A 26,884-nucleotide genomic window follows, 5' to 3' on the forward strand; every position below is an offset into this window, starting at 1 on the left:
TCTTTTTCTAAAGAAGGATTAATAATTGATTAATAGTAGCACTAAAAAAAAGAAAAGACCACCGAGCGGTGGTCTTTCCATTTATAAAACAGCTTAAACTTTGGATTGTTAGTACCCTGGATTCTGAACCAAATTTGGGTTTAGAATAAGTTGTGCTGACGGAATTGGGAACAACTGACGGTTAGTGTCTCCCACTGCTCCAGCTTCTTTAAATTCCCAGTCCTTAGTGTATTGTCCAAAACGAATTAAATCGTTTCTTCTCCATCCTTCGGTGTACAGTTCACGTGCTCTTTCGTCCAAAAGGTCTTGTTCTGTAACCGAACCAAGTGGAGCGGCACCTCTAACTGTTCTTAGTTCATTCACCATAGAAGTTGGGTCTCCACCGCTTCTTAACATGGCCTCAGCCTTCATCAAATAGGCATCGGAATATCTAAAGAAGATTATGTGGTTGGCAAATTCTCCATCTCTCGGGTTGTATTTGATCACACGGATACCGGTTACCTCGTTGTTGTCCACTAGACTTGGTTGTCCATTAACTGCACTAACAAACTCTCTTGTGAAAGAAAGTGGCTCACCACCTCTGTCCTCTAGAGCGGCACCATTTGGTCCGTACTGTTGGCCCACTAGGAAACCAAAACCTACATTGGACCCATCAACAATACCGTCGTCATTTTCGTCTTTACCGTAAGTCCCGTCGAAAGTAATTCCTCCTTCTACCGGAACAAAACCTCTACGCTCTTCTTGACCGTCGAGTAAAGTGCCATTATTATTACCTCTGTTGTTGTCGGCATCACCCTCGAATAAATCGTAAAATTCGGCGAGTGTACTAAAGCCGTTCCAACCACCACCACCTAACTCGGTTGAGTTGTAGTGCAATGTGTTGAAAATTCTAGTACCTGCAGATGTTTGTGCGTACCAGATAGTTTCGGTATCTCCACCGGGAACGAAAATATCAAAGTAGTCAGAAGCCAATTCATATCCATCCGACTCGATAGCATCCACCAATGAAATAACTTCGGTCATGTCTGCCGAAGCAGCTGAACCGGAACCATTGTAAATGTGTCTGTTCAAAAGAACTTTGGCTTTAAGGAATCTAGCAGCTGATTTGGTTGCCCTGAAATTATCGTCGCCTGCAGAGGAAGCTGGAAGGTTAGAAATTGCAGTGTCCAGATCGCTCAAAATAAATGTGATGGCATCTTCCCCGGTAAATACGTCCGGATCGGCCAATGGATCAGCAGCTTCTGTGTCTCTATAAGGTACTTGTCCGAAATTGTCCAAAATTATGAACATGGACAAGGCTCTTAGGAAAGAAGCGTGTCCGATGGATTCGGTAGATGAGGCAGATCTTGAATCCAATACTTCACTTGCCTGTAATTGAAGACCGTTCCATTCGTTCCATACGCCTAAAATATAGGAGTGTTCCGGAGTCCAAGAATGCTGGTGCATTTGTCTCCATATACCATTATCCCCCCAGTCGGAACCTCTAGTGGGTACCAAAAGGGCATCTGTGGTAACTTCGTTCAATGCATATAAGTTGGCTTGTGTGCCAAAATACCCGTATGCATCGTTGTACATTGCGGTAATTTGACTTGAAGCCGCTTCAGCGGTTTGTATGCCTGTAAACCCATCGTCTAGTAGCGAGTCCGTTGGCTCTACCTCCAAATCCGTACAGGAAGCTAGCAGAATACCTACGCACAAGCTGAGCGAGAAATATCTGTTTGTTTGTTTAATAAAATTTTTCATTGCTTTTTTTTTAAAATTTAGCGTTGATACCCAATGTTACAGTTCTTGGTCTTGGGAATGCAGTGTAATCTATACTGGCACTCGGGATACCTGTTCCAAGGTCACCTGTAGAGGATGATACCTCTGGGTCTAGACCGCTATAGTCTGTAATCAAGAACAAGTTTTGTCCTGTAAGTGAAAGTCTCAAACTTTTAATGGCTCCTTGTCCGCTAAGCGGAACATTGTAACCGACACTTGCGTTCTGCAATCTAACAAAATCGCCATCCTCTAAATATAATGTAGAAACTTCTTGGCTAATGTTAGTGTCCAATCCTCTTTGATCAACATTTCTTGTTGTTTCAAAAGTTGGTCTGTTCAAAAAGGCGTTAGCCGTGTTGTTGTATACGGAGAAACCGAACTGACCAGTAAAGTAAGCGGATGCATCCCAATTCTTAACCCTTAGATTTAAGGAAAGACCTGCGTTCACATCTGGAAGGCCATCTTCTCCTACAAAATCTTTCTCGTCTGGGTTAAAGTTTGGATTGCCATTGCTGTCTTCCGAGTACTCAGCCATATAATAAGAGAAAAGTGACCTACCTTCTCCTAATCTTTGGGCAAAAGCGTCTGTTAGTCCAGGCCCGTTCAATGCTCCAAAGTTGGCGGTAACACCATTTAACCCTTCAACCTCGTTTTTGTTGTAAGCTATGTTAAAGGAAGAGGAGAATGTAATATCCTCTGTTTGCACAAAATCATAGTTCAAGGCGACTTCAACCCCTTGGTTGATGATTGTGCCATCTTCCAAATTTTTGAAAACAAATGGGTCTGCAGCAGGAGCAGCGGCACCTTGTCTGAACAATAGATCATTAGTTTCTTTTCGGTAAAAATCAATGGATCCACTGAAACGATCTAGGTTGAATCCAAAATCAAGACCAATGTTCATATCCAAGGTGGACTCCCATTTTAAATCTGGGTTTTGAACGGCTACGGTTTGTGCACCTGGTCTTAAGATTTCGCCACTATCACTAATACTCGGTTCGGAGAAACGAACTCTTCTTAGGAAGTTTGCATATCCCAATCCTTCCTGGTTACCGGTAACACCGGCACCAATTCTTAACTTAAGTGTTGAGATATTGTCACCTATAAAATCTTCTTCATTAATTTTCCAAGCAAAAGCACCGGAAGGGAAATATCCGTACCTGTTATCTTCACTAAACCTTGAGGAACCGTCTGCTCTTACTGTTGCTGTGAACAAAAATTTATCGTTCAAAGTGTAGTTTGCTCTTGCAAAGAAAGATTGAAGTTCATCAGTATTATCAAAGGTATCGATCCAAACCGAGGTGTATCCGCCGGAAGAAATTCCCAATGATGCAGTATCCTCGAAAGGATTAATGCTGTTTACAAAATTTCCATTTGGGGCGTATCCAGCTTGCTGGTATGGCCCGTTGATGCTTGATCTTATGTTGTTCACGTCTTCAATCAGCAACTCTCCCATTTCATTTAAGTCGGAAGTTGGAGCTTGCCATCCTTGTGAGTTGAAGCCTTCTCTTTGGAAATCTTGGAAAGAGTAACCTACAATTACGTCCAATGATGAATTGTCAAAAGTCTTTTTATAATTAAGAGTCGCTTCTAAAAGTTTACTGGTAGCATTCAACGTATTGTATGCAGTTTGTCCATTACCGGTTACCCGGTTAAAGTTATTGGCGTTGCCCGAAATTGAAGAAATAGATTCAGCATCAGAATCATCGTAACCAACGCTTACCTTACCGGTCAATTCCGGAGTAAAATCGTACTCAGCTGAAAAGTTGACCAAAGCTCTGTCTGTATGCGTAACCGACTGGAAGTTGGCAAGATAGTTTGCTGGATTTAATTGATTTCCTTCCAAAAAGAACTCGGAATTTGCAGGCCAAGTTGGGTTTGCGGAGTAAGCGGCTCCAATCAAGTTACCACTTGCTCCGGAAGTACCACTAATTGGTGGTGCATCATCGTTTACACGCGAAATGGATGCTTGTAATGTAAGTCTTAATTTGTCATCAAGAAAACGGTGACTTGCATTGATTCTACCGGTAATACGTTCTTGTGCTGATTTTTCTATTACACCAAATTGCTTTCCGTAAGAGAACGTTCCTCTAATATTGCCACTTCCATAATTTCTGGAATATGAAAGGTTTTGGTTTTGGGAAGCAACGGATCTGGTAATATAATCTTGCCAATTGGTATTGTATCCAAAATCATTTGCATCAGCAATTGCTTGACTTCTTACTGAAGCGGTCTTTGATAAAAATTCATCCCTGTCAAAAAGGTCATAGCTGTTGGCTGGAGTGGAAATACTTAAATTGGAGCTAAATTCAAAAACACCGCCTTGTCCAGATTTACCACTTTTGGTGGTAATGATAACTACCCCGTTCGCTCCCCTGGATCCATAAATGGCCGTTGCAGAAGCATCTTTAAGTATGGACATACTTTCGATGTCGTTGGGGTTAATAAAGTTCAATGGGTTTCTTGTTGCATTACTACCGTTGATTACATCACCACCTGAAGGAGTAGTGGATTCACCCGATAATGGCACGCCATCCACAACAAAGAGTGGATTGTTGTTGGAACGAATGGAGTTGGAACCCCTAATTCTTAGGTTCATTCCGGCGCCGGGCTCACCACTGGCCTGTGTAATCTGTACACCGGCGGTTTTACCCTGGATCAACTGTTCCGGGGATGCAATAACACCACCGTTAAAATCCTCCGAGGTTACGGCGGCAACTGAACCGGTCGCATCTTTAACCGTTGTTTGGCCATAACCAATAATTACAACCTCGTCCAAAGCTTGCGCGTCTTCTTCCAAGGTTACATTAATGGTAGATTGTCCATTCACCGCAATTTCTGCAGTCTTGTAACCAATGTAGCTGAAAACCAAAGTGGCGGTATCCTCTACGTTGTTTAGGGTGAAGTTACCGTCAAAATCGGTCTGCGTACCATTGGTAGTACCTTTTACCAATACGCTCGCCCCTGGTAACGGCCCGTTCGCATCCGAAACGGTACCTGATACTGTCTGAGCCTTTGCCAAACCGAAGCATAAAAATGCCCCAAGCAGCAAAAAGCTTTTTAGTAGCGTAATCTTCATAGATAATTAATTTTAAGTTTAGTTAATTTAATTCAAGTGTTAAACATATATAAAAAAAAGGTTAATGTAAATTTAACTATATTGTAATTTATCACGAAAACGGTTTCGTGTTGATAACTTTAGGAAATGTTGAATTCACAGAAATGAATATAGTGGTTTGAGTATATCTTAATTTTGTGAGCTGTGGTTAAGAATGTAGTAAGATTTACACTAATATAGTAAATTATATGCTTTTGCCAATTTTGGCCGCTAAGCCTTAATAGGATTTTATAACATGTTCGATGTAAAAAAGGTGATTTTCTTACGTCGTACAGCATCTTAATTAAGTATTTTTAGGGTTACGGAAATTGCAATCTAAATACAAGTATAGTTGAAGTCAAAAATTACCTTAAAGGATATTGCAAGGGAGCTGGAGGTTTCCATATCTACAGTTTCCAAAGCACTCAAGAACAGCGAAGAGATCAGTAGGGACACCAAAGAGAAAGTACAGGCTTTTGCCAAACTTTATAACTACAAGCCCAACAATATAGCCATTAGCTTAAAGAATAAGCGCACCAAGAATATAGGCGTGGTGATTCCGGATATTGTACATCATTTTTTTACTACCGTTATCCGAGGTATCGAGAAATATGCCAATGCCAGAGGCTATAATGTAATTGTTTGTCTTTCCGAAGAATCTTTTGATAAAGAAGTCATCAATATGGAAATGTTGGCCAATGGAAGTATAGATGGTTTTATTATGTCACTATCTTCCGAAACACAATCTAAGGGCGATTACAATCACTTAAAAGAGGTTACTGACCAAGGCATACCTGTTGTTCTTTTTGATAGGATCACCAACGAAATCGACTGTGACAAGGTAATTATCGATGACGAACTCGGAGCCTATCGTGCAACTCAAAAATTCATTGACCAAGGAAAAAACAAGATTGCCCTGATCACCACCGACGATTACCTAAGTGTAAGCAAGGCAAGAACAAAGGGATACCTAAAAGCGCTTCAGGAAAGCAATTTGGGCGTTGATGAATCGCTGATCTTAAAACTTCCATCCATGGAGATGGACGAGCAGGCCATCAAAACCTTTTTGAACGAGGTGAACCCTGATGCCGTTCTGTGCGTAAACGAAATTTTTGCGGTCTACAGCATGCGATTGGTCCAAGAAAAAGGATTGAAAATTCCCGAGGATATCGCTTTTATCGGCTTTACCGACGGCGTGCTGTCCAAATATGCCAATCCAAGTCTATCCGTGGTGGCCCAACACGGGGAAAAGATGGGCGAGGTCTCTGCAGAAATGCTTATCGATAAAGTAGAGAGCGAAGCTGAGGAAGAAAGCTATACGACCAAAATATTGGAGCCCACCTTGGTGATCAGGGATTCCATAGAACATTAATTCTACAAAGAAATATTTCTGTTTAGAACATGAGAACAACAAAAGGCCTAATCTTGATCTTGGCCATTGCGGCATTAAAATCGTGCAAAGAAAAACCAAAGCCAGCTCCGCAACCTATGAAAAAGAAAGAAGTAGTTTACCAAGTATTTACCCGTCTTTTTGGAAACACCAACACTACCAATACACCATGGGGTACCATAGAGGAAAACGGTGTGGGCAAGTTTGCCGATTTCTCCGAAAAAGCCTTGACCGAAATAAAAGCTCTCGGCGTTACCCATATTTGGTATACCGGAGTGCCCCATCATGCAGTGATCAATGATTATACAGAATACGGCATTTCCAATGATGACCCCGATGTGGTAAAAGGTAGGGCCGGTTCCCCGTACGCAGTTAAGGATTATTACAATGTTGATCCGGATTTGGCCATCGACCCATCAAAAAGATTGGAGGAATTTAAGGCACTGGTGGATCGTACGCACAACGCAGGTATGAAGGTCATTATCGATATCGTACCCAATCACGTAGCAAGAAATTATGAAGGAAAGACCAATCCGGACGGAGTCGAGGATTTTGGAAGCTCCGATGATACATCAAAAGAATATGCGGTAAACAATAATTTTTATTATATCCCCGGAGAAGCTTTTAAAGTGCCTGATTGGCAGGAAGGATACCTGCCACTTGGTGGTGAAGAAAACAATTTGGCCGACTCCAAGTTTGAAGAAAACCCCGCTAAATGGACAGGTAACGGCTCCAGACTGGCACAACCACACTACAACGATTGGTACGAAACGGTAAAAATAAACTATGGGGTACGCCCGGACGGTGCAAAAGATTTTGATGAACTGCCAGAGTCGTTCCGAGAGAAAGATTATAAAGAACATTATGAGTTCTGGAAGGACAAAACACTCCCGGATTCTTGGGGCAAGTTCAAAGACATTGCCCAATATTGGTTGGATTTTGGAGTAGACGGGTTCAGGTTTGATATGGCCGAAATGGTACCCGTGGAGTTTTGGAGCTACCTTAACTCCAATATTAAGATGAAGAACCCCGATGCCTTTTTGTTGGCAGAAGTCTATAATCCAGCCCTTTACCGAGATTATATCCACAAAGGAAAAATGGATTATTTGTATGATAAGGTCGAGCTCTACGATAGTATAAAACATATAATGAAGGGGTATGGATGGACAGATCACATCCCCGTAGTGCAGAAAGGCATGGCGGATATTGAGCACCACATGCTACATTTTTTGGAAAACCACGATGAGCAGCGTATCGCAAGTCCCGCTTTTGCAGGAAATGCACAATTGGGGAAGCCGGCCATGGTAGTGTCGGCAACGATCAGTACCTCTCCTACAATGATCTATTTTGGACAAGAAGTAGGTGAGCCCGGGGCGGAAGATGCTGGGTTTGGTGACCCGACCCGGACTTCGATTTTTGATTATGTCGGGGTGCCACATCATCAAAGGTGGGTCAACAATAAAAAGTTCGATGGAGGGCAACTTACCAAAGAAGAAAGGGAACTTAGGGATTTTTACAAACGCCTGTTAAATTTTACCATATCCAGTGAGGCGTTGATGGGCGAGTACCAGGAAATTCATTTTTACAACAAAGATCATACGGAGGATTATGATCACAGAGTACTATCGTTCGTTAGATGGACATCCAATGAAAAACTAATAGTACTTTCCAATTTTGATGCCCTAAAAAACTATTCCTTAAATCTAAAAGTACCGGAAGATGTAATCACAAAATGGGAGCTAACAGGTGGTGATTACCCGTTGTCCGAGGTCTTATATGGAGAAGTTTCCCCAAAACTTTCCGTAATAAATGGGCAAGGACAAATCCAATTGGATTTGGCTCCACTACAATCTTATATTTTTAAATTAAAGTAATAGGGCCGATCAAGTTGGCCCTATTTTTTAATTTTAGGTTAAGTTGGGTTTCTGCAAGGGGTAAGAAGAGTGTTTTTTAATTACAAATTGTATTTTTAACCCTATAACCAAACCATCATGAAAAAAAACTTACTTATTGCACTTGGAGCCATTTGGCTTTTAACGAGTTGTGAAATGACAAAATCAAAACCATTGGTAATTGGACATCGAGGAGCCATGGGGCACGAGACCGAGAACACACTGGCATCGGTACAAAAAGCTTTGGATCTGGGAGTGGATATGATCGAGATTGATGTATTCAAGATCCAAAGTGGCGAGATTGTGGTCTTTCATGATAAAAAGGTAGACCGGCTTGCCAACGCCGGCGGAAACATTGAGGAATATAATATGTTTCAATTGCGACAACTTGTATTGGACGGTGGGCATAAGATTCCCATGCTCCAAGAGATGCTGAAGCTCATAGATAACAAGGTAGCACTAAATATAGAGCTAAAAGGTGCAGGAACTACGGATAAAGTTAATCAAGCCATCAACTTTTATGTAAAAGAAAAAGGATGGAATATCGACAACTTTATTATTTCCAGCTTTAAATGGGACGAGCTCCAAGCCATGAGAGCGATCAATAAGGATGTTAAAATTGCCGTATTGACCTCCGAAGATCCGTTGCAAGCGTTGGAAGTGGCCAAAGAGTTGGATGCCGTGGCCATTAACCCAAATTATAAAACCCTTACACAAAACAATACTGCTAAAATCCAATCGGAAGGATTAAAAGTATATACCTGGACGGTTAACGAACCCGAAGACATTCAAAGAATGACAGAATTTGGGGTCGATGGTATTATCACCAATTATCCAGAACGTGTGAATTAATGTTCGACCTTATTATAGTAGGTGGTGGAGCGGCAGGTTTCTATGCGGCAATTCAAGTGGCAGAACGTGCTCCCGATCTGAAAATAGCCATTTTTGAAAGGGGCAAGACTGTTCTTTCCAAAGTAAAGATCTCAGGCGGTGGACGTTGTAATGTTACCCACGGGGAGTTTGTGCCCAAAGATTTGGCGGCCAACTATCCTCGGGGCGAGAAAGAGCTTTTGGGACCATTCCATGCCTATGCCCCAATGGACGTAATGGCTTTTTTTGAAGAACGGGGCGTACCATTGAAAGTGGAAGAGGACGGACGCGTTTTTCCAAAGAGCGATTCCTCCCAAAGTATTATTGATTGTTTGGTAGGAGAGGCGGACCGATTGGGTGTAACAGTCTTAAGAAACAGTTCCGTAAAAGATATAAATAAAGCAGAAGAGGGGTGGCAGGTGACCACGATGAACAAGCATTATCGATCAAAAAAACTATTGTTGGCCACTGGCAGTAATCCGAAAATATGGAAGCTTCTGGAAAAATTAGGACATCAGGTCGTCCCCCCCGTGCCTTCACTTTTTACCTTTAATATTTCCGATAATAGAATTAAAGGTATTCAAGGTTTGAGTACATACGCCTCGGTCGAGGTTTTGGCCAAAAAGGTATTCCATACGGATAAAAAATCGCTCAATCTTAAAAGTAAGCTAGATCAAAATACTTTTCTCTATGCAGAAGGCCCCGTTCTCATAACTCATTGGGGATTAAGTGGACCGGCAATTTTAAAATTGTCGGCTTGGGGAGCAAATATTCTTAACGATTACAATTATTCTTTTAGAATATTGGTGAATTGGTTGCCGGAATACACCACCGAATCCATGGAAGCCAGCCTAAGGGAAGTAAAGGAGGTGGAGGCAAAAAAAACCGTGATGCGGACCAATGTCACCGAACTGCCCAAACGATTATGGAAACGATTGGCGGAAGCTGCACAAATCGGGCCGGAGAAACGTTGGGGAGATATTTCGAAGATGGAGCTTCGGGCGTTGGCAGAACAATTGACGGCTTCAGCATTTAAGGTAGAGGGGAAAAGTACGTTTAAAGAAGAATTTGTGACCGCTGGGGGTGTGGATTTAAAAGAAATCAATTTTAAAACTTTTGAAAGCAAGTTGCATCCCGATCTTTACTTTGCAGGTGAGATTATAAACGTAGATGCCATTACGGGAGGATTTAATTTCCAAAATGCATGGACCGGTGCCTATATTGCAGCACAGGCCATAACTTCCTAGGGGCTCACTGTAAAAGTATAGCGGCCCAGGCGGCTAAAATTGCTCCTGCAATGGGACCGACCACAGGAATCCAACTATAACCCCAGTTATTCCCGCTTTTATTCTGCAATGGCAATAGCGCATGTACAATCCGTGGGCCTAGATCTCTGGCAGGATTAATGGCGTAACCCGTTGTTCCCCCTAAAGAAAGGCCTATGCCCCAAACAATTAAGGATACAGGTAGGGCCCCTAAAGAACCAAGGCCAATAATGGTATTATCCGTGGTCAGCATGGCATCGGTAAAAAAAAGTACCGAGAAAACGAGCACAAAAGTGCCCAAGAACTCTGAAAAAAGATTAATTGACGTATTGGGTATGGCAGGGGCAGTACAAAACACGGCTCTTTTGGTATCACCATCGCTAGTGGCACTAAAGTGATCTTTGTTCACTAGCCAAACACAAAATGCCGCCAACATGGCTCCAATAAATTGTGCTAAAATATATGCTGGAACTTGGTTCCACGGAAATTTTCCGGCCACGGCCAACCCAATACTGACAGCTGGATTGATGTGGGCACCGCTGTACGGCCCAGCCACTACTACTCCGGTGTAAACGGCAATCGCCCAACCTGTAGTGATCACAATCCAACCAGATCCATTTCCATAAGTTTTTTGAAGCGAAACGTTCGCAACTACACCGCACCCAAGGACCATTAACAAAAAAGTGCCTATAATTTCTGCTATAAAGGGAGTCATATCAATGTAATATTAGTGTTTATGGTTATGGAAGTTCCGTCCAAAATTCAAGTGCCTTTATCGCTCGGTACCATTCTTTTATGCCCTGTTCTATGGTTTCCCGTTCGTTGGTCGGTTCAAAGTGTACATCGGTTTGCCAGATTTCCTGGATCTCTTGGTGGTTTTCCCAATAACCAACGGCAAGACCTGCCAAATATGCCGCTCCCATTACTGTGGTTTCAACAATTTTTGGTCGAACGGTGATGGTATTCAGAACATCGGCCTGAAATTGCATCAGCATATCGTTGACGGTTGCACCGCCATCAACACGTAACTCTTTAATGGAAATTCCCGAATCTGCTTCCATGGCCTTAAGAATATCCATGGTCTGGTACGCAATGGACTTTAAGGCTGCCCGGGCAATATGGGCATCGGTGGTGCCCCGGGTAATACCGAATAGGGTTCCTTGGGCTTTCTGGTTCCAGTGGGGAGCGCCCAAACCTGCAAAGGCTGGAACAAATACAACTCCTTCGGTACTGTTGACCGAGCTGGCTAGTTTTTCTACCTCTTCGGAGGATTTAATGATATTTAGGCTGTCGCGTAACCATTGTACCACCGCACCGGCTATAAAAACACTGCCCTCTAGGGCATAAGTGGTTTCACCATTAATTTTCCAGGCTACCGTGGTAAGTAGATTGTTCTCGGATACAATGGGTTTGTCACCAATGTTCATCAACATAAAGCAACCTGTGCCGTAAGTATTTTTTACCATGCCCTGTTTTGTACACATTTGACCGAACAATGCGGCTTGTTGGTCACCAGCAATGCCGGCTATCGGTATTTTGGTGGCAAAAATATTGGGACTGGTATTTCCATAAACCTCGCTGGATTGTTTTATGTTGGGCAGCATACTTTTGGGAATGCCCATCAGTTCGAGTAATTCATTGTCCCAGTCCATGGTATTTATATTAAAAAGCATGGTGCGGGAGGCATTGGTCACATCGGTAATGTGCAGGGCTCCGTCCGACATTTTCCAAATAAGCCAAGTGTCAATGGTACCCATGATCAAATTGCCATTGTCCGCTTTTTGTCGTGCGCCTTCTACATTGTCCAAGATCCATTTCACCTTGGTTCCGGAAAAATAGGAATCGATTACCAATCCGGTTTTTTTTCGGATGATATCGGATTTGCCCTCTTTTTTTAGTTCATCGCAATAATCGGCAGTCCTTTTATCTTGCCAAACAATGGCATTGTACACCGGCTCACCGGTGTTTTTGTCCCATACGACCACGGTTTCCCGTTGGTTGGTGATTCCTATGGCGGCCAATTGGGTGGATTTAAGTCCTTTTTTGCTCACGGCCTCGGCAGCTACTCCTGCTTGAGTGGACCAGATTTCACTGGGGTCGTGTTCCACCCATCCTGGTCTGGGAAATATTTGAGTGAATTCTTTTTGGGCCATGGACACAATTGTGCCTTTTTTATCGAACACTACGGCACGTGAGCTTGTGGTCCCTTGATCCAAAGCAAGGATGTATTGGTTCATTTTGTTAATTTAATGCGCTTGAATTTACTAAAATTTATTCGGGTGCAGAATCAATCACTATGGGGAATACATACATTGGCTTACTTCGGGGGATAAACGTAAGTGGCCAAAAAAAGATTAAAATGGCCGAATTGAGGCGAGTTTTAGAGGAAATCGGTCTTCAAAAGGTGAAAACATATATTCAAAGTGGGAATATTGTTTTTGAGGGTGGCAACATAGAACAAAACGATTTGCAGCGATATATTTTTGATGCTATTTATCAAAATTTTGGTTTTGAGGTGCCGGTATTACTGTTCAATAAGGAAGAAATAGAGCATGTTTTGAACAAAAGTCCATTTATGGATGCCGATGGAGAGAACAGACTCTATTATGTTTGGCTAAGAACTTCGCCTGAACATGATTTGGTAGAACAATTTAATCAACATCAATTTAAGCATGAAGATTATTTTGTTACCGATAAATGTGTGTATTTACTCTGTAAAAATGGATATGGCAGGGCAAAACTCAACAATAACTACATTGAGAACAAACTAAAAGTGGAGGCTACGACCCGAAACCGAAAAACGATGCTGAAACTATTGGAAATGATAGATTCCTAAGCGTTGAGTTCCCAGATTTTGTAGTTGAGGGCAGAGGCAAAAGCGACCCAGATTACGTAGGGTACCATTAAAATTGCGGCAGGTTTGCTTATCACCTTGAACCATTTAATGGTAAGTAGGATCATGGTCAACAGGGCCAAAATTACAATTAGTCCGCCAAGAGGATTTTTAAGTCCAAAGAAAACTATGCTCCAAAGTGCGTTTAACAACAACTGAAAAACAAAGTGGTACAAGGCCGTTTTTACCCAAATGTGATGATAGCCTTTGGACCACACTATTCCAGCTGCAGTGCCCATCATAACATATAAAGCGGTCCAGACCGGGGCAAAAAGCTCGTTGGGCGGCGTAAAAGAGGGCTTGTTCAGTGTAAGGTACCAGTCGTTCACGGAACTTTGGGTGGCAATACTGGACAAAAAACCTATGACAAGGCAGACCAAAACACTAATGGCGATGTAAATAATTCTTTTTTTCATGGCTGGCTCAACTTCGACTAAATTAAGAATTTATTTGTATCCTAATTACTGTAAATTTGGCGCTCCTTATATTTGTTGAAATATCCATTGCCAATGACGGAAAAACAATTTTTGCCCGGTACGTATTTGGAATTGCCCGAAAATGGCAAGGTGACCTGGAAAGCACCCAGTAATATTGCCTTGGTAAAATATTGGGGCAAAAAACCGGTACAGATTCCCGCCAATCCGTCCATAAGTTTTACTTTGGATACCTGTGCCACCACCACATCGGTATCGTATGGAAAGAAGAACAATGGGGGCATATCCTTTGATCTATTGTTCGAGGGCAAGGCAAAAGAAGATTTTAAACCCAAAATCCATACTTTTTTTGAGCGTATTCGGGAGTATGTTCCGTTTTTGGATAAGTACCACTTTACCATTGATACCACCAATTCCTTTCCCCATAGTAGCGGAATTGCATCTTCGGCAAGTGGAATGGCCGCTTTGTCCATGTGTTTAATGGATATGGAGAAAACACTGAACCCCGCTATGTCGGATGAGCTGTTCCATGCCAAGGCATCTTATTTGGCCCGATTGGGATCGGGCAGCGCATGCCGGAGCATAAAAGGCAGTATGGTGCAATGGGGCGCCCACAAGAACATTCCCAACAGTTCCAATTTGTACGGAATCGAGTATCCGTTCGAAATTCATCCGGTTTTTAATGGTTTTTGTGATACAATTTTATTGGTCCACAAAGGACAAAAACAGGTGAGCAGCACCGTCGGCCATCAATTAATGCACGGTCACCCGTATGCCACGAATCGTTTTGAACAGGCCTTTGCCAATTTGGATACGTTAAAACCAATTTTGGCAAGTGGGGATTTGGAAGGATTCATCAAGCTAGTGGAAAGTGAGGCTTTGACCCTGCATGCCATGATGATGACCAGTATGCCCTACTTTATTTTAATGAAACCGGACACTTTGGAAATCATCAACAAAGTTTGGGAGTTCAGGCTTGATACCAAAATACCGCTATGTTTTACGCTTGATGCTGGGGCCAATGTTCATTTGCTCTACCCGTCATCAGAAAAGGAAAAGGTACAAAAGTTTATCAAAGATAACTTGGCGGACCATTGCGAGAACGGACAGTACATTAACGATGTGGTGGGGTCGGGGGCCATCAAAATAAACAGCTAAAAATGAACAGCTAAGCTGTTTTTTTACGTTATTTGCCAAAGTTTTTTACCAATTGGGAATGCTATTTTTATCGATAGAATTTATTTGTTCATCAAATTTTATCAAAAATTAAACAAAATTGTTTGTATCTTAGTACTGTAATATGAAAGGTCCATTGTTTTATTCAAAGATATTGTTGTTTGGAGAGTACGGTATTATCAAAGACTCCAAAGGATTGTCCATACCTTATAATTTCTTTAAGGGAGCATTAAAGTGGGACAAGAACAATTCGGAAATGGCCCAAGAATCCAACAAAAGTCTAAAAGCTTACGCGGCGTACCTAAAAGCGCTGGAAATTAAGGAAGAAGGCTTGGTCTCTTTTGATATCGAAGCTTTGGAAAGGGATGTGGCCGAGGGTATGTATTTTGATAGTTCGATTCCGCAAGGTTATGGAATTGGGAGCAGTGGCGCTTTGGTGGCTGCCATTTACGACCGTTACGCTACGGACAAGATTACGGTTTTGGAAAACCTGACGCGCGAAAAGTTACTACAGTTGAAAACGATTTTCGGAAAAATGGAATCTTTTTTCCATGGTAAATCTTCCGGATTGGATCCATTGAACAGTTATTTAAGTCTGCCTATTTTAATCAATTCCAAGGATAATATCGAATCTACCAGTATACCCTCCCAAAATACCGAGGGCAAAGGAGCTGTTTTTTTGTTGGATAGCGGCATTACTGGCGAAACCGCCCCGATGGTGCAGATATTCATGGAAAATATGAAGCAGGAAGGATTCCGCAATATGATCAAGGATCAGTTTATTAAACATACCGATGCTTGTGTGGAGGATTTCCTGAATGGCAACATAAAATCCTTATTTGGTAATCTAAAGCAGCTATCCAACGTGGTTTTTGACAACTTTAAGCCGATGATTCCTTCCAAGTTCCATCAGCTTTGGCAAAAAGGAATCGAGACCAACGATTATTACCTAAAACTGTGCGGATCGGGAGGAGGAGGTTATATATTGGGCTTTACCCAAGACCTCGATAAGGCAAGAAAAGCTTTAAAGGGACATACTTTGGAAGTGGTTTACAACTTCTAAATGCCAATACATGCTCAATAGAAAAAACAAACTCTTGCTTTTTAAGCTGTTGAGTCTGTTCTCTGTGGTTAGAGGGTACAATATTCTTGTGATCACCCTAGCACAGTATTTGGCTTCCATTTATATTTTGGCACCCGATATTCCTCTTGGTGAAGTGGTTTTGGACGCAAATCTATTTATGATCGTTACGGCCTCTGCACTCACAATAGCCAGTGGGTATATCATCAATAATTTCTACGATGCCGAGAAGGATTTGATCAACAAGCCCACGAAGAGTATGTTGGATCGTTTGGTAAGCCAACGTTTTAAGCTCACCACCTATTTCATACTTAATTTTTTGACCGTTTTTGCAGCAAGCTATATTTCGTTCAGAGCAGTGCTGTTTTTCTCTTCCTATATTTTTGGTATTTGGATCTACTCGCACAAGCTTAAACGCATTCCGTTTATAGGTAATTTGGTATCGTCCACATTGGCAATTGCGCCATTTTTTGTGGTTTTTGTGTATTATCGAAATTTCCAGGCGGTAATTTTTGTGCACGCTATTTTTTTGTTCCTGTTGATCTTGGCGCGTGAAATGATCAAGGATTTGGAAAATATGGCCGGCGATATGGCGCAGAATTATAGGACCATACCTATTTTGTATGGTCCCAAAACGTCCAAAACGATGATTTCCCTTTTCATTGTGCTCACCTTGATTCCTGCGCTCTTACTTATTAAAACCTTCGATGTTGGATATATGTACCTCTACTTTGCGGCATGTATTGTGCTCTTGGTGCTGTTCTTGGTATTATTGTGGAGGGCAGATGCCAAAAAACACTATGTATGGCTGCACAACATTATAAAGTTTATTATCGTGGCAGGAGTTTTTAGTATTCTTCTGATCGATGTGGACGTGGTGCTGAACCGAATATTGTAATTCTTTGTGCTTTAGATTTTTTGGAGTGTAAAAAGAGTACATTTGCAAAAAAATACGACTGATGGCGAAATCAGACAATAGAGGGAGAAGACCTTCTAAAAACTACAAGGGCGGGGACCCTAAAAAACCATTTGGCAAGGGTAATGCACCAAGGCCAAAACAGGGGACTCCCAAGAAAAAATCCAACCCGGACGAAATACGGCTGAACCGCTATATTGCCAATGCCGGTATTTGTTCCCGAAGGGAAGCCGACACCTATATAGCTGCGGGCAATGTGACGGTGAACGGGAAACCGGTAACCGAAATGGGATTCAAGGTAAAACGTTCGGATGATGTACGTTTTGATGGTAAACGTCTCAATTTGGAAAAGAAAGAGTATGTTCTGTTGAACAAACCCAAGAACTTTATTACCACAACGAGTGATGAAAAGGGGCGCCGAACGGTTATGGAGCTGGTTTCCAGCGCGTCGAACAATCGTTTGTTGCCCGTAGGTCGATTGGATAGAAACACAACTGGATTGTTGCTATTTACCAACGATGGTGATCTTACCAAAAAACTCACCCACCCTAAGCACAATGTGCGTAAAATTTACCATGTGCATTTGGATAACAATCTATCCTTGGCAGATTTCCATAAAATTGGCGAAGGGTTGGAATTGGAAGACGGACCTATTACCGTGGATAGCATTAGTTATATACAAGGTGCGCCAAAGCGGGAAATAGGAGTGGAGATCCATAGCGGGCGTAACCGGATCGTTCGCCGAATTTTTGAACATTTGGGCTACACAGTAACCAAACTGGACCGTGTAATTTTCGCTGGATTGACCAAAAAGGATTTGCCCCGTGGCCATTGGCGGTACTTAACCGAGCAAGAGGTAATCAATTTGAAGAATATTAGGTAATATTTTTAAGGGATTATTGAGGAGGTAGGACTATATAAATAGAGGTTAGCTATTGTTTGTGCTACAGCCGTTGCAACTTTTTGATCCTGACCAATGGTCCAGGACACAATGCTTTATGACAATTTAGGCAACTTACTACCATTGTATTGTAAAGACTGTCCATTTGTTTTGCTTTTGCAGACTCCAAATTTTTTATGCTTTGTAAATACAGGTCGGCAAACACTTTATACTGCCCTGAAGCTGTTTTTTCAGGTTCGGTCGCATGGGCAGTTAGCATTTTCTCATGGTCTATGTTTAATTTTACAGGTTTTCCATTGGCTATTTGCTGTTTGATCGATTCCGCTTCATCGAACATTTCTCGCATTAAAATTGCCAGTTCGCTATCGCCATTCGGATTTACCGATTGTTGAATTTTGTTCTTGCTAGTGGTTTGTTCCTTGTTTTTTTCTGTACAGGAGGTTGCAGTAATTAAAATAACAAGTGAATAAGTAAGTATGTTCTTCATTAATAATAGGCTACAATGATAATTATTGGCCGAATTTACTTTTTTGTGGCCACTCTCTCATAAAGGGACAAGTGAATTTTGTTAATCGCTTTTCTAACATAGGCAAAATATCTTAGACTTTATTAAACTGATGTACCATTTGAGAAGCGTTTTGCAAGTTTAACAATCAACTGATCAGAGTTTGTAACTACTTACGATTGTAGGGTTTTCTACAATGATAAATCTTCTCTGAGGTATCAAATCCGTATTTAAATTGCTCTTCCTTTGAGAATGTATTTACAAAGTCATCCTCCTTTACCTCAAAGCCTACGTTTGCCAACCTGTCCTTATAGTCCTTACCATACCATCTTACATGGTCTCGCCTACCAAACGCCTTCAACCGCCCTTTTTCCGTGGTTATGGAAAAATCTTCGTAGGTTGCTTCCCTGTTGTAATCAATAGGTACCTGAAATATGCCAAAACCGCCAGGCCTCATAACTCTGAACAGCTCCGACATGGCAAGTTGATCGTTGGGAATATGCTCCAATACATGGTTGCATAGAATAAAATCAAAAGAATTGTCATCAAAAGGGATTTTGGTGATATCGACTTCCATAATTTTGGTTTTTCCTTTGTAGTTATAAACGTGCGGAAATAGGTCGCATGGGAAATATTCAATCTCCAGAATATCTGAAAATAGATTGTAGAATACTTTTTCTGGGGCAAAGTGCAACAATCGCATGGGTTCGTTGATCAGTTCGTTATCTTGAATATATTTCCAAACTAACCTGTGCCTTTCCAATGAACCACAATTGTGGCATTGTGCATTTTTTCTTTTTGTATTGCCAAAGATTCCAAATTCCCGATAGTTGGAATTACAGATAGTACAATGGACTACATCCCCTTTAAATAATTTTTCCTTTCTCCATTTTCGGTACTCCCTATGCTTTTCTTTTAAAGAGAATTTGGTAAATCCCATCATATATTTTATCCTTCCATTTGGTTATAAAAAGATAAAAGTGGGGAAAGTACTCTGATTTTTCTCTTGTGAATTGACCAATGCCCGTTATGAGTTGACGAATGATGAAAACGGGGGGATACTTAAAAAAAGCAATCAAAAATACCGTGGTTGACTAATGGAGTTCGGTATTGGAATATTTTTTTTGGTAATAATGCTATTACTGGCCCGTTACCCATCCGATGGATAGATTTTATAAACTGGAAAAACTACAAGCTTGGTCCGGGTTGCAGTATTATCTATTGAACCAATATGTAAACTTAAGTGTCAACGACCATAGATTTCCTTCGAGCGGTGATAACTGTTCGTTGTTGTTAAATACCAAAAAGAGGTCGGAGGCTGGGGCATATCGCCATTGTAAACGGGAGTTGATGCCAAAGTTATTGCTCTGTTCGTTGTATTGGAAAAGCGTGTTCCAAAACAATTTGTTGGTAAAAGTAATGTCCGTCTCGGTGCCAACGAGCCAAAAATCCGTAGTGTGCCAAGGGTCTGGTAAATCTAGGTTGTTGTAGCTCAGGTTGGCGCGCAAGCTCACATAAGGCTGAAAACGATACCCTACGTCTGCATTGAAATTGGTTCGATATCCACTGGAAAAATAACGACCCAGCCTTGTGGTCAAATTATAGGTAAATAAACTTTTGGGTTTGGAATTGTACGTGATGTAAACTCCGTTCCAATGGTGTTGCGTGCCAGCGGCCAGTTGTTCTTTGCCTGTATTTGTTGGGTCAAAAGGGGCCAAAAGCCTAACATATTCGTTAAACACATCAAAACTAAAAGAACTACGATCCATAAAATCCACCCCATACCCAACAATGGAAACATAGTCAGTGGACGTCATGTTAGGATCAAAATAATAAAAACCGGTGAATTTTGGGCCATGGCTTACCACCGTTTCACTAGCCGGCAAGAATTGATACCCCAAAGAACCTTCTGTTTTTATGTAATTGTTTCGTGGAACAAAACCCACTTCGGAAGTAAAGTTTTCGGAAATATATTCCTGTTGCACTCGCCAGTTCCAATTACGGCTACTATATTCCAAATGGGCTCCCTGTGCAAAACCATCGTAGGAAGAATCGGGACCAAAGGATTTTAACATGAATATCTTTCCATTGTACTTATTATCGGCCGAGGCCAAATTATACTCCAATCCCAGATTACGGTTGAACTTGGTGTATCTAGTTTTTAGACTATCGGCCAAATTGGTATAGTCCAAAGATTCCTTGTTTACGAACATCAATCCAATATTCGAGCGTGAGAACACTTTTTGCTGTAATGAAAGCACGGCAAAGTTTTGACCAGGAAGCCCTGTTTCGTCCACATTGTCGGTTTGCATGTCCATAAGTCCCAACCTTAGGTTTCGGTTTAGATTACCGCTAACCCTTGCTCCGGCAATTATGGGTACGCCCAGACCAATTCTACGAGAAAAGAAAGGGCGTATTTCGCTATAACCGAAATTGGCAAACAGGTCTGCATTTTCAAGGAAAAATTGACGCCTTTCCGGGAAAAAGAGTTCAAAACGGGTCAAATTGGCCACTTGTCTATCTGCTTCGACCTGTGAAAAGTCGGGGTTTATGGTCAAATCTAAATTTAAAGATGAGGTGATTCCCAATTTTACATCGCCACCCACTTTAAATTCATTTTCATAGGAAATGCCATCTATACTGGAATTGCCTACTGTTCCCAAAACATAGGGGATCAATGAATAATTTAGGCCTTGTTTAGGCGGGGGATTGTCCCATACCATGGTACCGCTGTATGCCAATGATGATGTCGGGAACTGACGGGGAATGGGCACCCAACTGGATTTTTCATTGGTGCTCAGGTCCAATCTCGAAAAATTCACGCCCCATTCCTTTACACCTTTTTCATACCGGATGGATTTAAACGGGATAGCCATTTCCACAACCCATTTATCTTCGTAACTCTGGACTTCCGAAACCCATTTACTGTCCCAATTCAAGTCTATGCTCCCACCGTTGGACATGGTGCCGTCCCATTGAGCACCATAGGCATTGGCGCCAAAGCTAAATCCGGTGGTTTGGTTGTTAAAGGGATCTATAAACCACAAAAAGTTATCGTTGCCGTTAAAGGAGAAATCTCTACGTAGCGATTCCACCACGTAGGTATTTCCTGGAGTTTTGTGAAAGGTAGCCAAGAGGTATAGCTGCTTGTCGTCATAGGCCATTCGTATTTCCGATGGTTGTGTGGCTTTGCGATCGTCCATGGGCAAAACCATAAAAAAATCTTTCGCCGGTTCAGTTTTTTGCCAAGTGGCTTCGTTGCCTATACCATCAATGGTAAAGGCTTCATCAGTTTTGAACAGGTGTATTTTGTAATCTGCATTTTTCTTTTGGGCGTTGGAAAATACGCAAAAGAACATGGCAAAGGCCATGAGGACTGGGGGTAAAAAGGCTCGGTTGATCATTGTTTGTTTAGTGCCATAAAAGTAATAATTTACTTCGATAGCTGCTAATGAATCATTTTTGCCTACAGACAATTGTCAAAACACTATTTTTTTGGGAAAAGAAGGTGCTCTTTAATTTTCCAAACTGTCGAATTCCACGAATTCGTACTGAGGCGAAGCCTCCAATAATTGTCTTAGAATTGCAGCATGCCCGTTACCAAAAACAACCAAAATACGTTCCTCGGGGCTCTTGGTTATGTTAATGAGCTTTGAAAAAATACGAGCGTTCCTATTGTACCACCACATGGACAGGTGGTCTGCACCCTGACCATTGCCCGTGGCCATGGATCCCGTTAAATAAAGGCCAAAATTAAAATTGTGGGCTTCGCGAGTATTCATTGATTTGATGAAATCCAAAAGATGCAGGTCCTTCATTTTTTTGTCACGGTATTCAAAATAAGGTTCTGCATAAGCCCAATATGGGTCTTCGATATTCCAATCTACTTTGTTGAACAATTTGTTCGCATAAATCGAATCTTGTTTGTATAAATCGTTGCTAAATGCTGTGGCATCTATTCCATAAATGGAATCCAATTCTAGGTCTGCTGCGATACGCATGCCCAATTGGTAGCGTTCGTCCCTATCATCTTTGTGCATGCCGTTTTTGTACTCCTTGTACTTTTGCATGGTGTTCCAATAAGGTCTGGCCTCGATGGCAATTTTGGTGGGATTAAATTTTTTGATGTATGCTACGAGGTCTTCCAATTCTGACTTTTTGGGTTCCTGTAAAACATCTATTTTATCATCTTCGGCAGTTTTGACCTCGTCCAATCCAGGAAAATCAAAATGAAATGTACCCACGACCAAAACTTTGGTTTTTTGGGAGGGGTAAAATTCTGATGGTGATTTTAATTGATCTTGTCCAAAAGTTAGGGTGGAAACTAAAATATAAAGTGCTGAAATTGCTCGCATAGAGTATTGGTTTTCTTTAATGATGATGTAACACTGGAATTGTTACAGTTTTAAGAAAACTGGGCCAACATACTTTAATCTAGCTATAAAGACCTAAACCGAAATCGTTATCTGCTTAATAAAGATGGTCTTTGATATTGTTTTTTCAATTTTTTTTAGTGAAGGTCAATATCTGTAGCCCATCCGGAAACGATTGCTTTTCCGTAAGATCCCAATTGACACTTGACTTGGAGGTGCCAAAGATTTTAGTACCTCCTCCTAGAACAATAGGATTTAGTTTAATTTTTAGTTCATCAATTAATCCATTGTCCAATAACCAGCCAGCAAATTGTCCGCCACCACAAAGATAAATGTCGGATTTTGCATTTTGTCGAATTTCGTTTACACGTTCAACACTCAGTTTTTCTACGGTTACCATATCGGATGTATTTTCAATAGTTAAGGTGTTGGAAAAGATATGGTGTTTCATATTCGGGTAAGCGGGCTGACCGGGTTCAAGACCATATTGGTAACCAAATTCGTAGGTTTTACGCCCCATAATGACCGTTTTGAAATTAGCTAGATCGGATTTGTATTTCTCAACTCCTTCTCCATGCATCATAAACTTGCTGATATCATCATTCTCACCCGCAATGTATCCATCTATGGATGAGGCAACATAATAGACTATTTTTCTCATAATAAAATTTTTTATAGCCCGCCATCGGAATCTCTTTAATAGTTAAATGGAAAGGCCTTCAGTTCACGAGAGAAAAGTAGTAAAATTAAATTATCAAATAATAGCTAATTGATAAATGGGCTGTTTGAATTGATGGGTGGGTAGACTAATCCAGTAAATGAAAATTACTCAATTAAAGTGGATACATTTTTCAAGTATGCTTTGGCTTTTTTGATCATTATCTTAGCTGGCTCTCCTTTAACCACTATAGATGATTCATCTCTAAAATATTTGCTGCGCTCATCACGAAGTGCAGAAAACCAGTTGAACGAACCATCAATAATTATGTCATTGTCAATTATAATTGTTTTGCTATGGATGCCATTTACCAATTTCAATTTCGCACCACTTTGCATAATTATCTCACGGCCTTTCTGGGCTACAGGTTTTAGCTGATTATTTTGTAAATCAAGTGTTGAGTCCGTAATTATGGTAACCTTTATCCCTTTATTGACGGTAGTGTTCAGTTGCTCCTTTACAGAATCAATTTTAATTGAGTTCAATTGTCTTTTGTCATTGTTATCAAAGCACTTGATTGTATCACATTCTATCGCATTTGAAGAAATGAACGGGGAAACAATGATCAATTCGGATTTTGCAATCTCAAACGCTCGGTTAAGTGTGCCAACATGTGTTTTTAAGTCAGCGACGCGAATTACATCGTGATTTGTTTCTGTAGTATCAAAAACAATCTTGTTGGATAATTCACAATTTTCATCTTCTTGTAGCCATTGTTTTAAACGGCCCAGCGGATTGTTCTTTGTTGCATCAATGGCGTTTAGATTGCCAAAAGCAAGAAAACTTGATTTTGCTCTCGAAACGGCTACATTGAGCATATTTAGATTGTCGGCAAAGAATGTACTGTCGCCTGGTGTAAGTACAGTTGAAAAAATAACAATATCAATTTCAGCACCTTGCAAAGCGTGAACCGTACCAGATATCAACTTTAGATATGCTTTTTTATCAATTTTTAGCAGCTCATCCTTAATAAGAGAAGCTTGGGATTTATAGGGAGTAACTATGGCCAGTATTTCTGCAATAGGTGTATTGCCAAAAGAATTTTCAAGATTAGCTCTCTTGCTGTCAATCCATTTGGCAATGGTGATGGCATCTTGCTTGTTCTGTCTGCTGTTTACAACCTTCTCACTTGTACTCTCAATGTGCATAAATCCTTTTAAAGGAAGGTCTATGTCCACCTTTCTTTTATTCCCTTTGGTCAGAATCAGTTTGTTGTGATATACATTTTTGTTTGAATAGGAAATAATCTTGTCCGGACATCTCCTATGTTCTTTTAAAAGTGTACCTCCGTCGTCGCCATCTTTCACAAAACAGGAGCGTTGTGCCAATTTCATTAAGCTACCGGAGGAACAGAGTAATCCTGAATCTTTATAGCTATTGATTGCATCATCGGAAGTATCCTTGGCAAGAATATTGTTCATTTTAAGATTGACAATATCGAGTTTTTCCTCTACGGACCAAACAGGTTCTATCTGAAATACATCACCTACAACAATTGCTTTTTTTGCCAAGGAAAATGAAGGTATTGAAATATCTGGAGCAACTTGCCCAGCCTCATCAACAATGATCAGGTCGAACAAATCGTAATAGGCTTGTTCACCTTGGGTATTATCGTAAAAGGTGCTAAACCTTGGAATTGAGTGGAATGTGGAAATATAAATGGGTGTTACCCCCGCAAACCGCTGTAGTTTTTCTTTATAGCCAATCTTGCCCCGCTCTTTATCTTGGCTGTTCTTTTCAGACTTAGCCTCAAGGTTCAGCAAATATTCAGCTTCTCTAAAATGTATGGCATACCAAAAAGCTTCATAACGGAATGAAATATCCATTCTAACCTGCATGTCCTCCAGAGGTTGCAGGTCTTGATATTCTTTGCCGGTCATGGAGTAAAGCTTTGTTAATTGGTTACCATACTTGTTATTCCAATTATTGATACAGGATTGATAAATGGAAGTAAACTCCTCAATTTTATTTTTGGAGTCAATCGCATGGGTCAACTCCATGTTCAGCCGTTTGGCCGTGTTGGTCTTTGAAATAATTTTCTCATTGAGCAAATGAATCAAAGCACTGAAACTGCTGTAATCAGGAACTTCGCTCAAGTCAATATGTAACAGTGTTCTTTGAAATAGTGAAGCCCTTCGCTGCCTAAATTTCGGTAGAAAGAACAATGTTTTTTGGATAAACGGTTGTTGTTTTTCTGCTCGTGCCAGATTCTTTTCTGCATCCGAAATTTGTTGAATTTCAGCATTGCAGTGCTCAACCTTGATTTGAATAGCTGAAATAAGTTCTTTTAAATTATCAAGATTGGAACAGCCGCTTTTTTCCAAAAGCAGACCTATGTTTTCATAGTTTTCGGCAACTTTAAGATGCTCATTGATTTGATTTACTTTTGATTGTACTGTGCTGAATAATTGATGTTTGCACTCTTCAATCCCCTTACTTTTTTTAATATATGTTTCAAACTTTTTTAGGAAGAACTCTTTTTTATCGTCAATAGGGTGGCTTTCAAAGTCATTTATAAAACCGTTCCCAAATTCAGAAGTACAGGTCTGATACTTTTTGTTTTCATTGGTAGAGAGGTATAGCCCTAAAGAGGACAATCCGGGTAACCAACGTTGGGTCAGCATATTTTTTGAGTCAAGTACAAAACTGTCAAGTATGTTCGTGATGGCCTGATTGTTTGCGGAACATGCGACCAGCAATTCTGGTTTTTGCCGATTTACAACAGTGGAGACCACACTATTTGCAACAACGGATTGCAAAAAAGTAGTTTTACCCGTTCCTGGTGGGCCATTTACGGCCAAAATATTAGAATCCGTAAGAAGATTAAAACAGGCAATACTTTCTCTTTGCGATACGGATAGAGGGAACTCACCACTCATTTGCCCAATGTGATTTTTGTTCCGTATGATCGCGGATTTATCGGGAATCGATATGCAGTCTACTTTCCCGGCATCAATTAGGTGATTGAGCAAATTGTTTTTAGGAGGTACCTTTTCGAGCCTTTTATATAGTTTAAGGATATTTCCTGTTAGCCCGCGTAATTCACCTTTTTGTATGAATATATGTTTTTCATGTTTTGTGTTGAATTCTTCAAAGCTTTTTTCGGTTACAATGGAAAAAAAAGATTCACACTTTTTCCAGTACGACTCCCATGAATCATCTTTGAACTCAACTTTCTGTAAGGCAACATCAACCTCTTTTATGGATGCGATACTACAGGAACCTTTGTAGGTAGGGGAAAGGTATTCCCTAACAAAAAAAGGTTTGGATACACCCCTATTGGATTTTTGTGGCTCAAGTGTCCCATCTTTGTACATTATTGCTGGGATCCAAAAAGGATAGGCTATTTCTTCCTCCAGCTCCTTTGATCGCGCATGTTCAAATTCCGGTTGGATTGAACAAGGGCAAATATCTACGTTTATATATGGCGTATCTCTGTTAGCCCCAGAAATTTTCCACAAGAACTTTGCGTGTTTTTGAGGTACTTGCTGTATAAAGTAGGAATCTACGGGGATTGGGTGTGTAGAGACATCAATTCTTTTTCTGTCAACATCTAACAGAGTTTTTTTCCAATAACCCAACCAAGCTTTTATATCTGAAACCTCTACCAAAATC

At 40.9% G+C, this 26,884-nt stretch carries 20 protein-coding genes; 9 read left to right on the forward strand and 11 right to left on the reverse strand.

Annotated elements, in window-relative coordinates; all coding sequences use genetic code 11:
* Positions 1-108: 108 nt before the first annotated feature.
* The gene (locus tag AB9K32_RS15745; RefSeq protein WP_224836295.1) at positions 109-1,743 is read right to left on the reverse strand and encodes a RagB/SusD family nutrient uptake outer membrane protein; all 1,635 of its coding nucleotides are present in this window, start codon (positions 1,741-1,743) and stop codon (positions 109-111) included.
* A 10-nt stretch (positions 1,744-1,753) separates the two neighbouring features.
* Positions 1,754-4,837, reverse strand: a complete 3,084-nt coding sequence (locus AB9K32_RS15750) for a SusC/RagA family TonB-linked outer membrane protein (RefSeq protein ID WP_338196916.1) — start codon at positions 4,835-4,837, stop codon at positions 1,754-1,756.
* Positions 4,838-5,207: 370 nt separating this feature from the next.
* Between AB9K32_RS15750 and AB9K32_RS15755 the strand changes: the two genes are divergently transcribed.
* From AB9K32_RS15755 to AB9K32_RS15770, 4 genes are all read left to right on the forward strand, one after another.
* Complete coding sequence (locus AB9K32_RS15755) at positions 5,208-6,227, forward strand: LacI family DNA-binding transcriptional regulator (RefSeq protein WP_224836297.1); 1,020 nt, start codon at positions 5,208-5,210, stop codon at positions 6,225-6,227.
* 29 nt (positions 6,228-6,256) lie between these two features.
* Positions 6,257-8,119, forward strand: coding sequence for an alpha-amylase family glycosyl hydrolase (locus AB9K32_RS15760; protein ID WP_369885714.1), 1,863 nt, complete (start codon positions 6,257-6,259; stop codon positions 8,117-8,119).
* 117 nt (positions 8,120-8,236) lie between these two features.
* Positions 8,237-8,989 (forward strand): glycerophosphodiester phosphodiesterase, encoded by a 753-nt coding sequence (locus tag AB9K32_RS15765; protein WP_369885715.1) that lies wholly within the window; start codon positions 8,237-8,239, stop codon positions 8,987-8,989.
* Positions 8,989-10,254 (forward strand): NAD(P)/FAD-dependent oxidoreductase, encoded by a 1,266-nt coding sequence (locus AB9K32_RS15770; protein WP_369885716.1) that lies wholly within the window; start codon positions 8,989-8,991, stop codon positions 10,252-10,254. The genes AB9K32_RS15765 and AB9K32_RS15770 overlap by 1 nt, the downstream gene beginning before the upstream one ends.
* A 4-nt stretch (positions 10,255-10,258) precedes the next feature.
* Here AB9K32_RS15770 and AB9K32_RS15775 read toward each other — a convergent pair whose 3' ends face one another.
* Both AB9K32_RS15775 and glpK read right to left on the reverse strand, forming a co-directional pair.
* Positions 10,259-10,987, reverse strand: a complete 729-nt coding sequence (locus AB9K32_RS15775) for an MIP/aquaporin family protein (RefSeq protein ID WP_293298876.1) — start codon at positions 10,985-10,987, stop codon at positions 10,259-10,261.
* 25 nt (positions 10,988-11,012) lie between these two features.
* Positions 11,013-12,509, reverse strand: a complete 1,497-nt coding sequence (gene glpK / locus AB9K32_RS15780; protein ID WP_369885717.1) for a glycerol kinase GlpK — start codon at positions 12,507-12,509, stop codon at positions 11,013-11,015.
* A 59-nt stretch (positions 12,510-12,568) separates the two neighbouring features.
* Here glpK and AB9K32_RS15785 point away from each other — a divergent pair, with 59 nt between their 5' ends.
* The gene (locus AB9K32_RS15785; RefSeq protein WP_286037773.1) at positions 12,569-13,108 is read left to right on the forward strand and encodes a DUF1697 domain-containing protein; all 540 of its coding nucleotides are present in this window, start codon (positions 12,569-12,571) and stop codon (positions 13,106-13,108) included.
* On the opposite strand, the gene AB9K32_RS15790 is transcribed toward AB9K32_RS15785, so the two are convergent.
* A complete protein-coding gene (locus tag AB9K32_RS15790) occupies positions 13,105-13,581 on the reverse strand; it encodes a TspO/MBR family protein (RefSeq protein WP_224836304.1) in 477 nt (158 codons plus the stop codon). The two genes, AB9K32_RS15785 and AB9K32_RS15790, sit on opposite strands and share 4 nt — an antisense overlap.
* Positions 13,582-13,674: 93 nt before the next feature.
* On the opposite strand from AB9K32_RS15790, the gene AB9K32_RS15795 reads away from it, so the two are divergent.
* The 4 genes from AB9K32_RS15795 to AB9K32_RS15810 all read left to right on the forward strand — a co-directional run bounded on the left by AB9K32_RS15795 (position 13,675) and on the right by AB9K32_RS15810 (position 17,655).
* On the forward strand, positions 13,675-14,757 hold the full coding sequence (locus tag AB9K32_RS15795; protein WP_224836305.1) for a diphosphomevalonate/mevalonate 3,5-bisphosphate decarboxylase family protein: 1,083 nt from the start codon (positions 13,675-13,677) through the stop codon (positions 14,755-14,757).
* Between the two features lie 142 nt (positions 14,758-14,899).
* Positions 14,900-15,838, forward strand: a complete 939-nt coding sequence (locus AB9K32_RS15800; protein WP_252080719.1) for a mevalonate kinase — start codon at positions 14,900-14,902, stop codon at positions 15,836-15,838.
* 10 nt (positions 15,839-15,848) lie between these two features.
* On the forward strand, positions 15,849-16,754 hold the full coding sequence (locus tag AB9K32_RS15805; protein WP_369885718.1) for a geranylgeranylglycerol-phosphate geranylgeranyltransferase: 906 nt from the start codon (positions 15,849-15,851) through the stop codon (positions 16,752-16,754).
* A gap of 61 nt (positions 16,755-16,815) precedes the next feature.
* Positions 16,816-17,655: a pseudouridine synthase gene (locus AB9K32_RS15810; protein WP_252080717.1), complete on the forward strand. Its 840-nt coding sequence runs from the start codon at positions 16,816-16,818 to the stop codon at positions 17,653-17,655.
* A 61-nt stretch (positions 17,656-17,716) separates the two neighbouring features.
* Here the strand turns inward: AB9K32_RS15810 and AB9K32_RS15815 are convergent, their stop codons facing one another.
* From AB9K32_RS15815 to AB9K32_RS15840, 6 genes are all read right to left on the reverse strand, one after another.
* Positions 17,717-18,160 carry a hypothetical protein gene (locus tag AB9K32_RS15815; protein ID WP_338196902.1) on the reverse strand — a complete coding sequence of 148 codons (444 nt, stop codon included), beginning with the start codon at positions 18,158-18,160 and terminating at the stop codon, positions 17,717-17,719.
* 187 nt (positions 18,161-18,347) lie between these two features.
* A complete protein-coding gene (locus AB9K32_RS15820) occupies positions 18,348-19,118 on the reverse strand; it encodes a class I SAM-dependent methyltransferase (RefSeq protein WP_224836310.1) in 771 nt (256 codons plus the stop codon).
* A gap of 274 nt (positions 19,119-19,392) precedes the next feature.
* On the reverse strand, positions 19,393-21,582 hold the full coding sequence (locus AB9K32_RS15825) for a DUF5916 domain-containing protein (RefSeq protein WP_369885719.1): 2,190 nt from the start codon (positions 21,580-21,582) through the stop codon (positions 19,393-19,395).
* A gap of 111 nt (positions 21,583-21,693) precedes the next feature.
* Positions 21,694-22,533 (reverse strand): DUF5694 domain-containing protein, encoded by an 840-nt coding sequence (locus tag AB9K32_RS15830; RefSeq protein WP_369885720.1) that lies wholly within the window; start codon positions 22,531-22,533, stop codon positions 21,694-21,696.
* Between the two features lie 145 nt (positions 22,534-22,678).
* Positions 22,679-23,212 carry a dihydrofolate reductase family protein gene (locus AB9K32_RS15835; protein ID WP_369885721.1) on the reverse strand — a complete coding sequence of 178 codons (534 nt, stop codon included), beginning with the start codon at positions 23,210-23,212 and terminating at the stop codon, positions 22,679-22,681.
* A gap of 164 nt (positions 23,213-23,376) precedes the next feature.
* The gene (locus AB9K32_RS15840) at positions 23,377-26,880 is read right to left on the reverse strand and encodes an AAA domain-containing protein (RefSeq protein ID WP_369885722.1); all 3,504 of its coding nucleotides are present in this window, start codon (positions 26,878-26,880) and stop codon (positions 23,377-23,379) included.
* Between the last annotated feature and the right edge of the window lie 4 nt (positions 26,881-26,884).

Source organism: Allomuricauda sp. XS_ASV26, assembly GCF_041224615.1.
Lineage (GTDB): Bacteria > Bacteroidota > Bacteroidia > Flavobacteriales > Flavobacteriaceae > Flagellimonas > Flagellimonas alginolytica.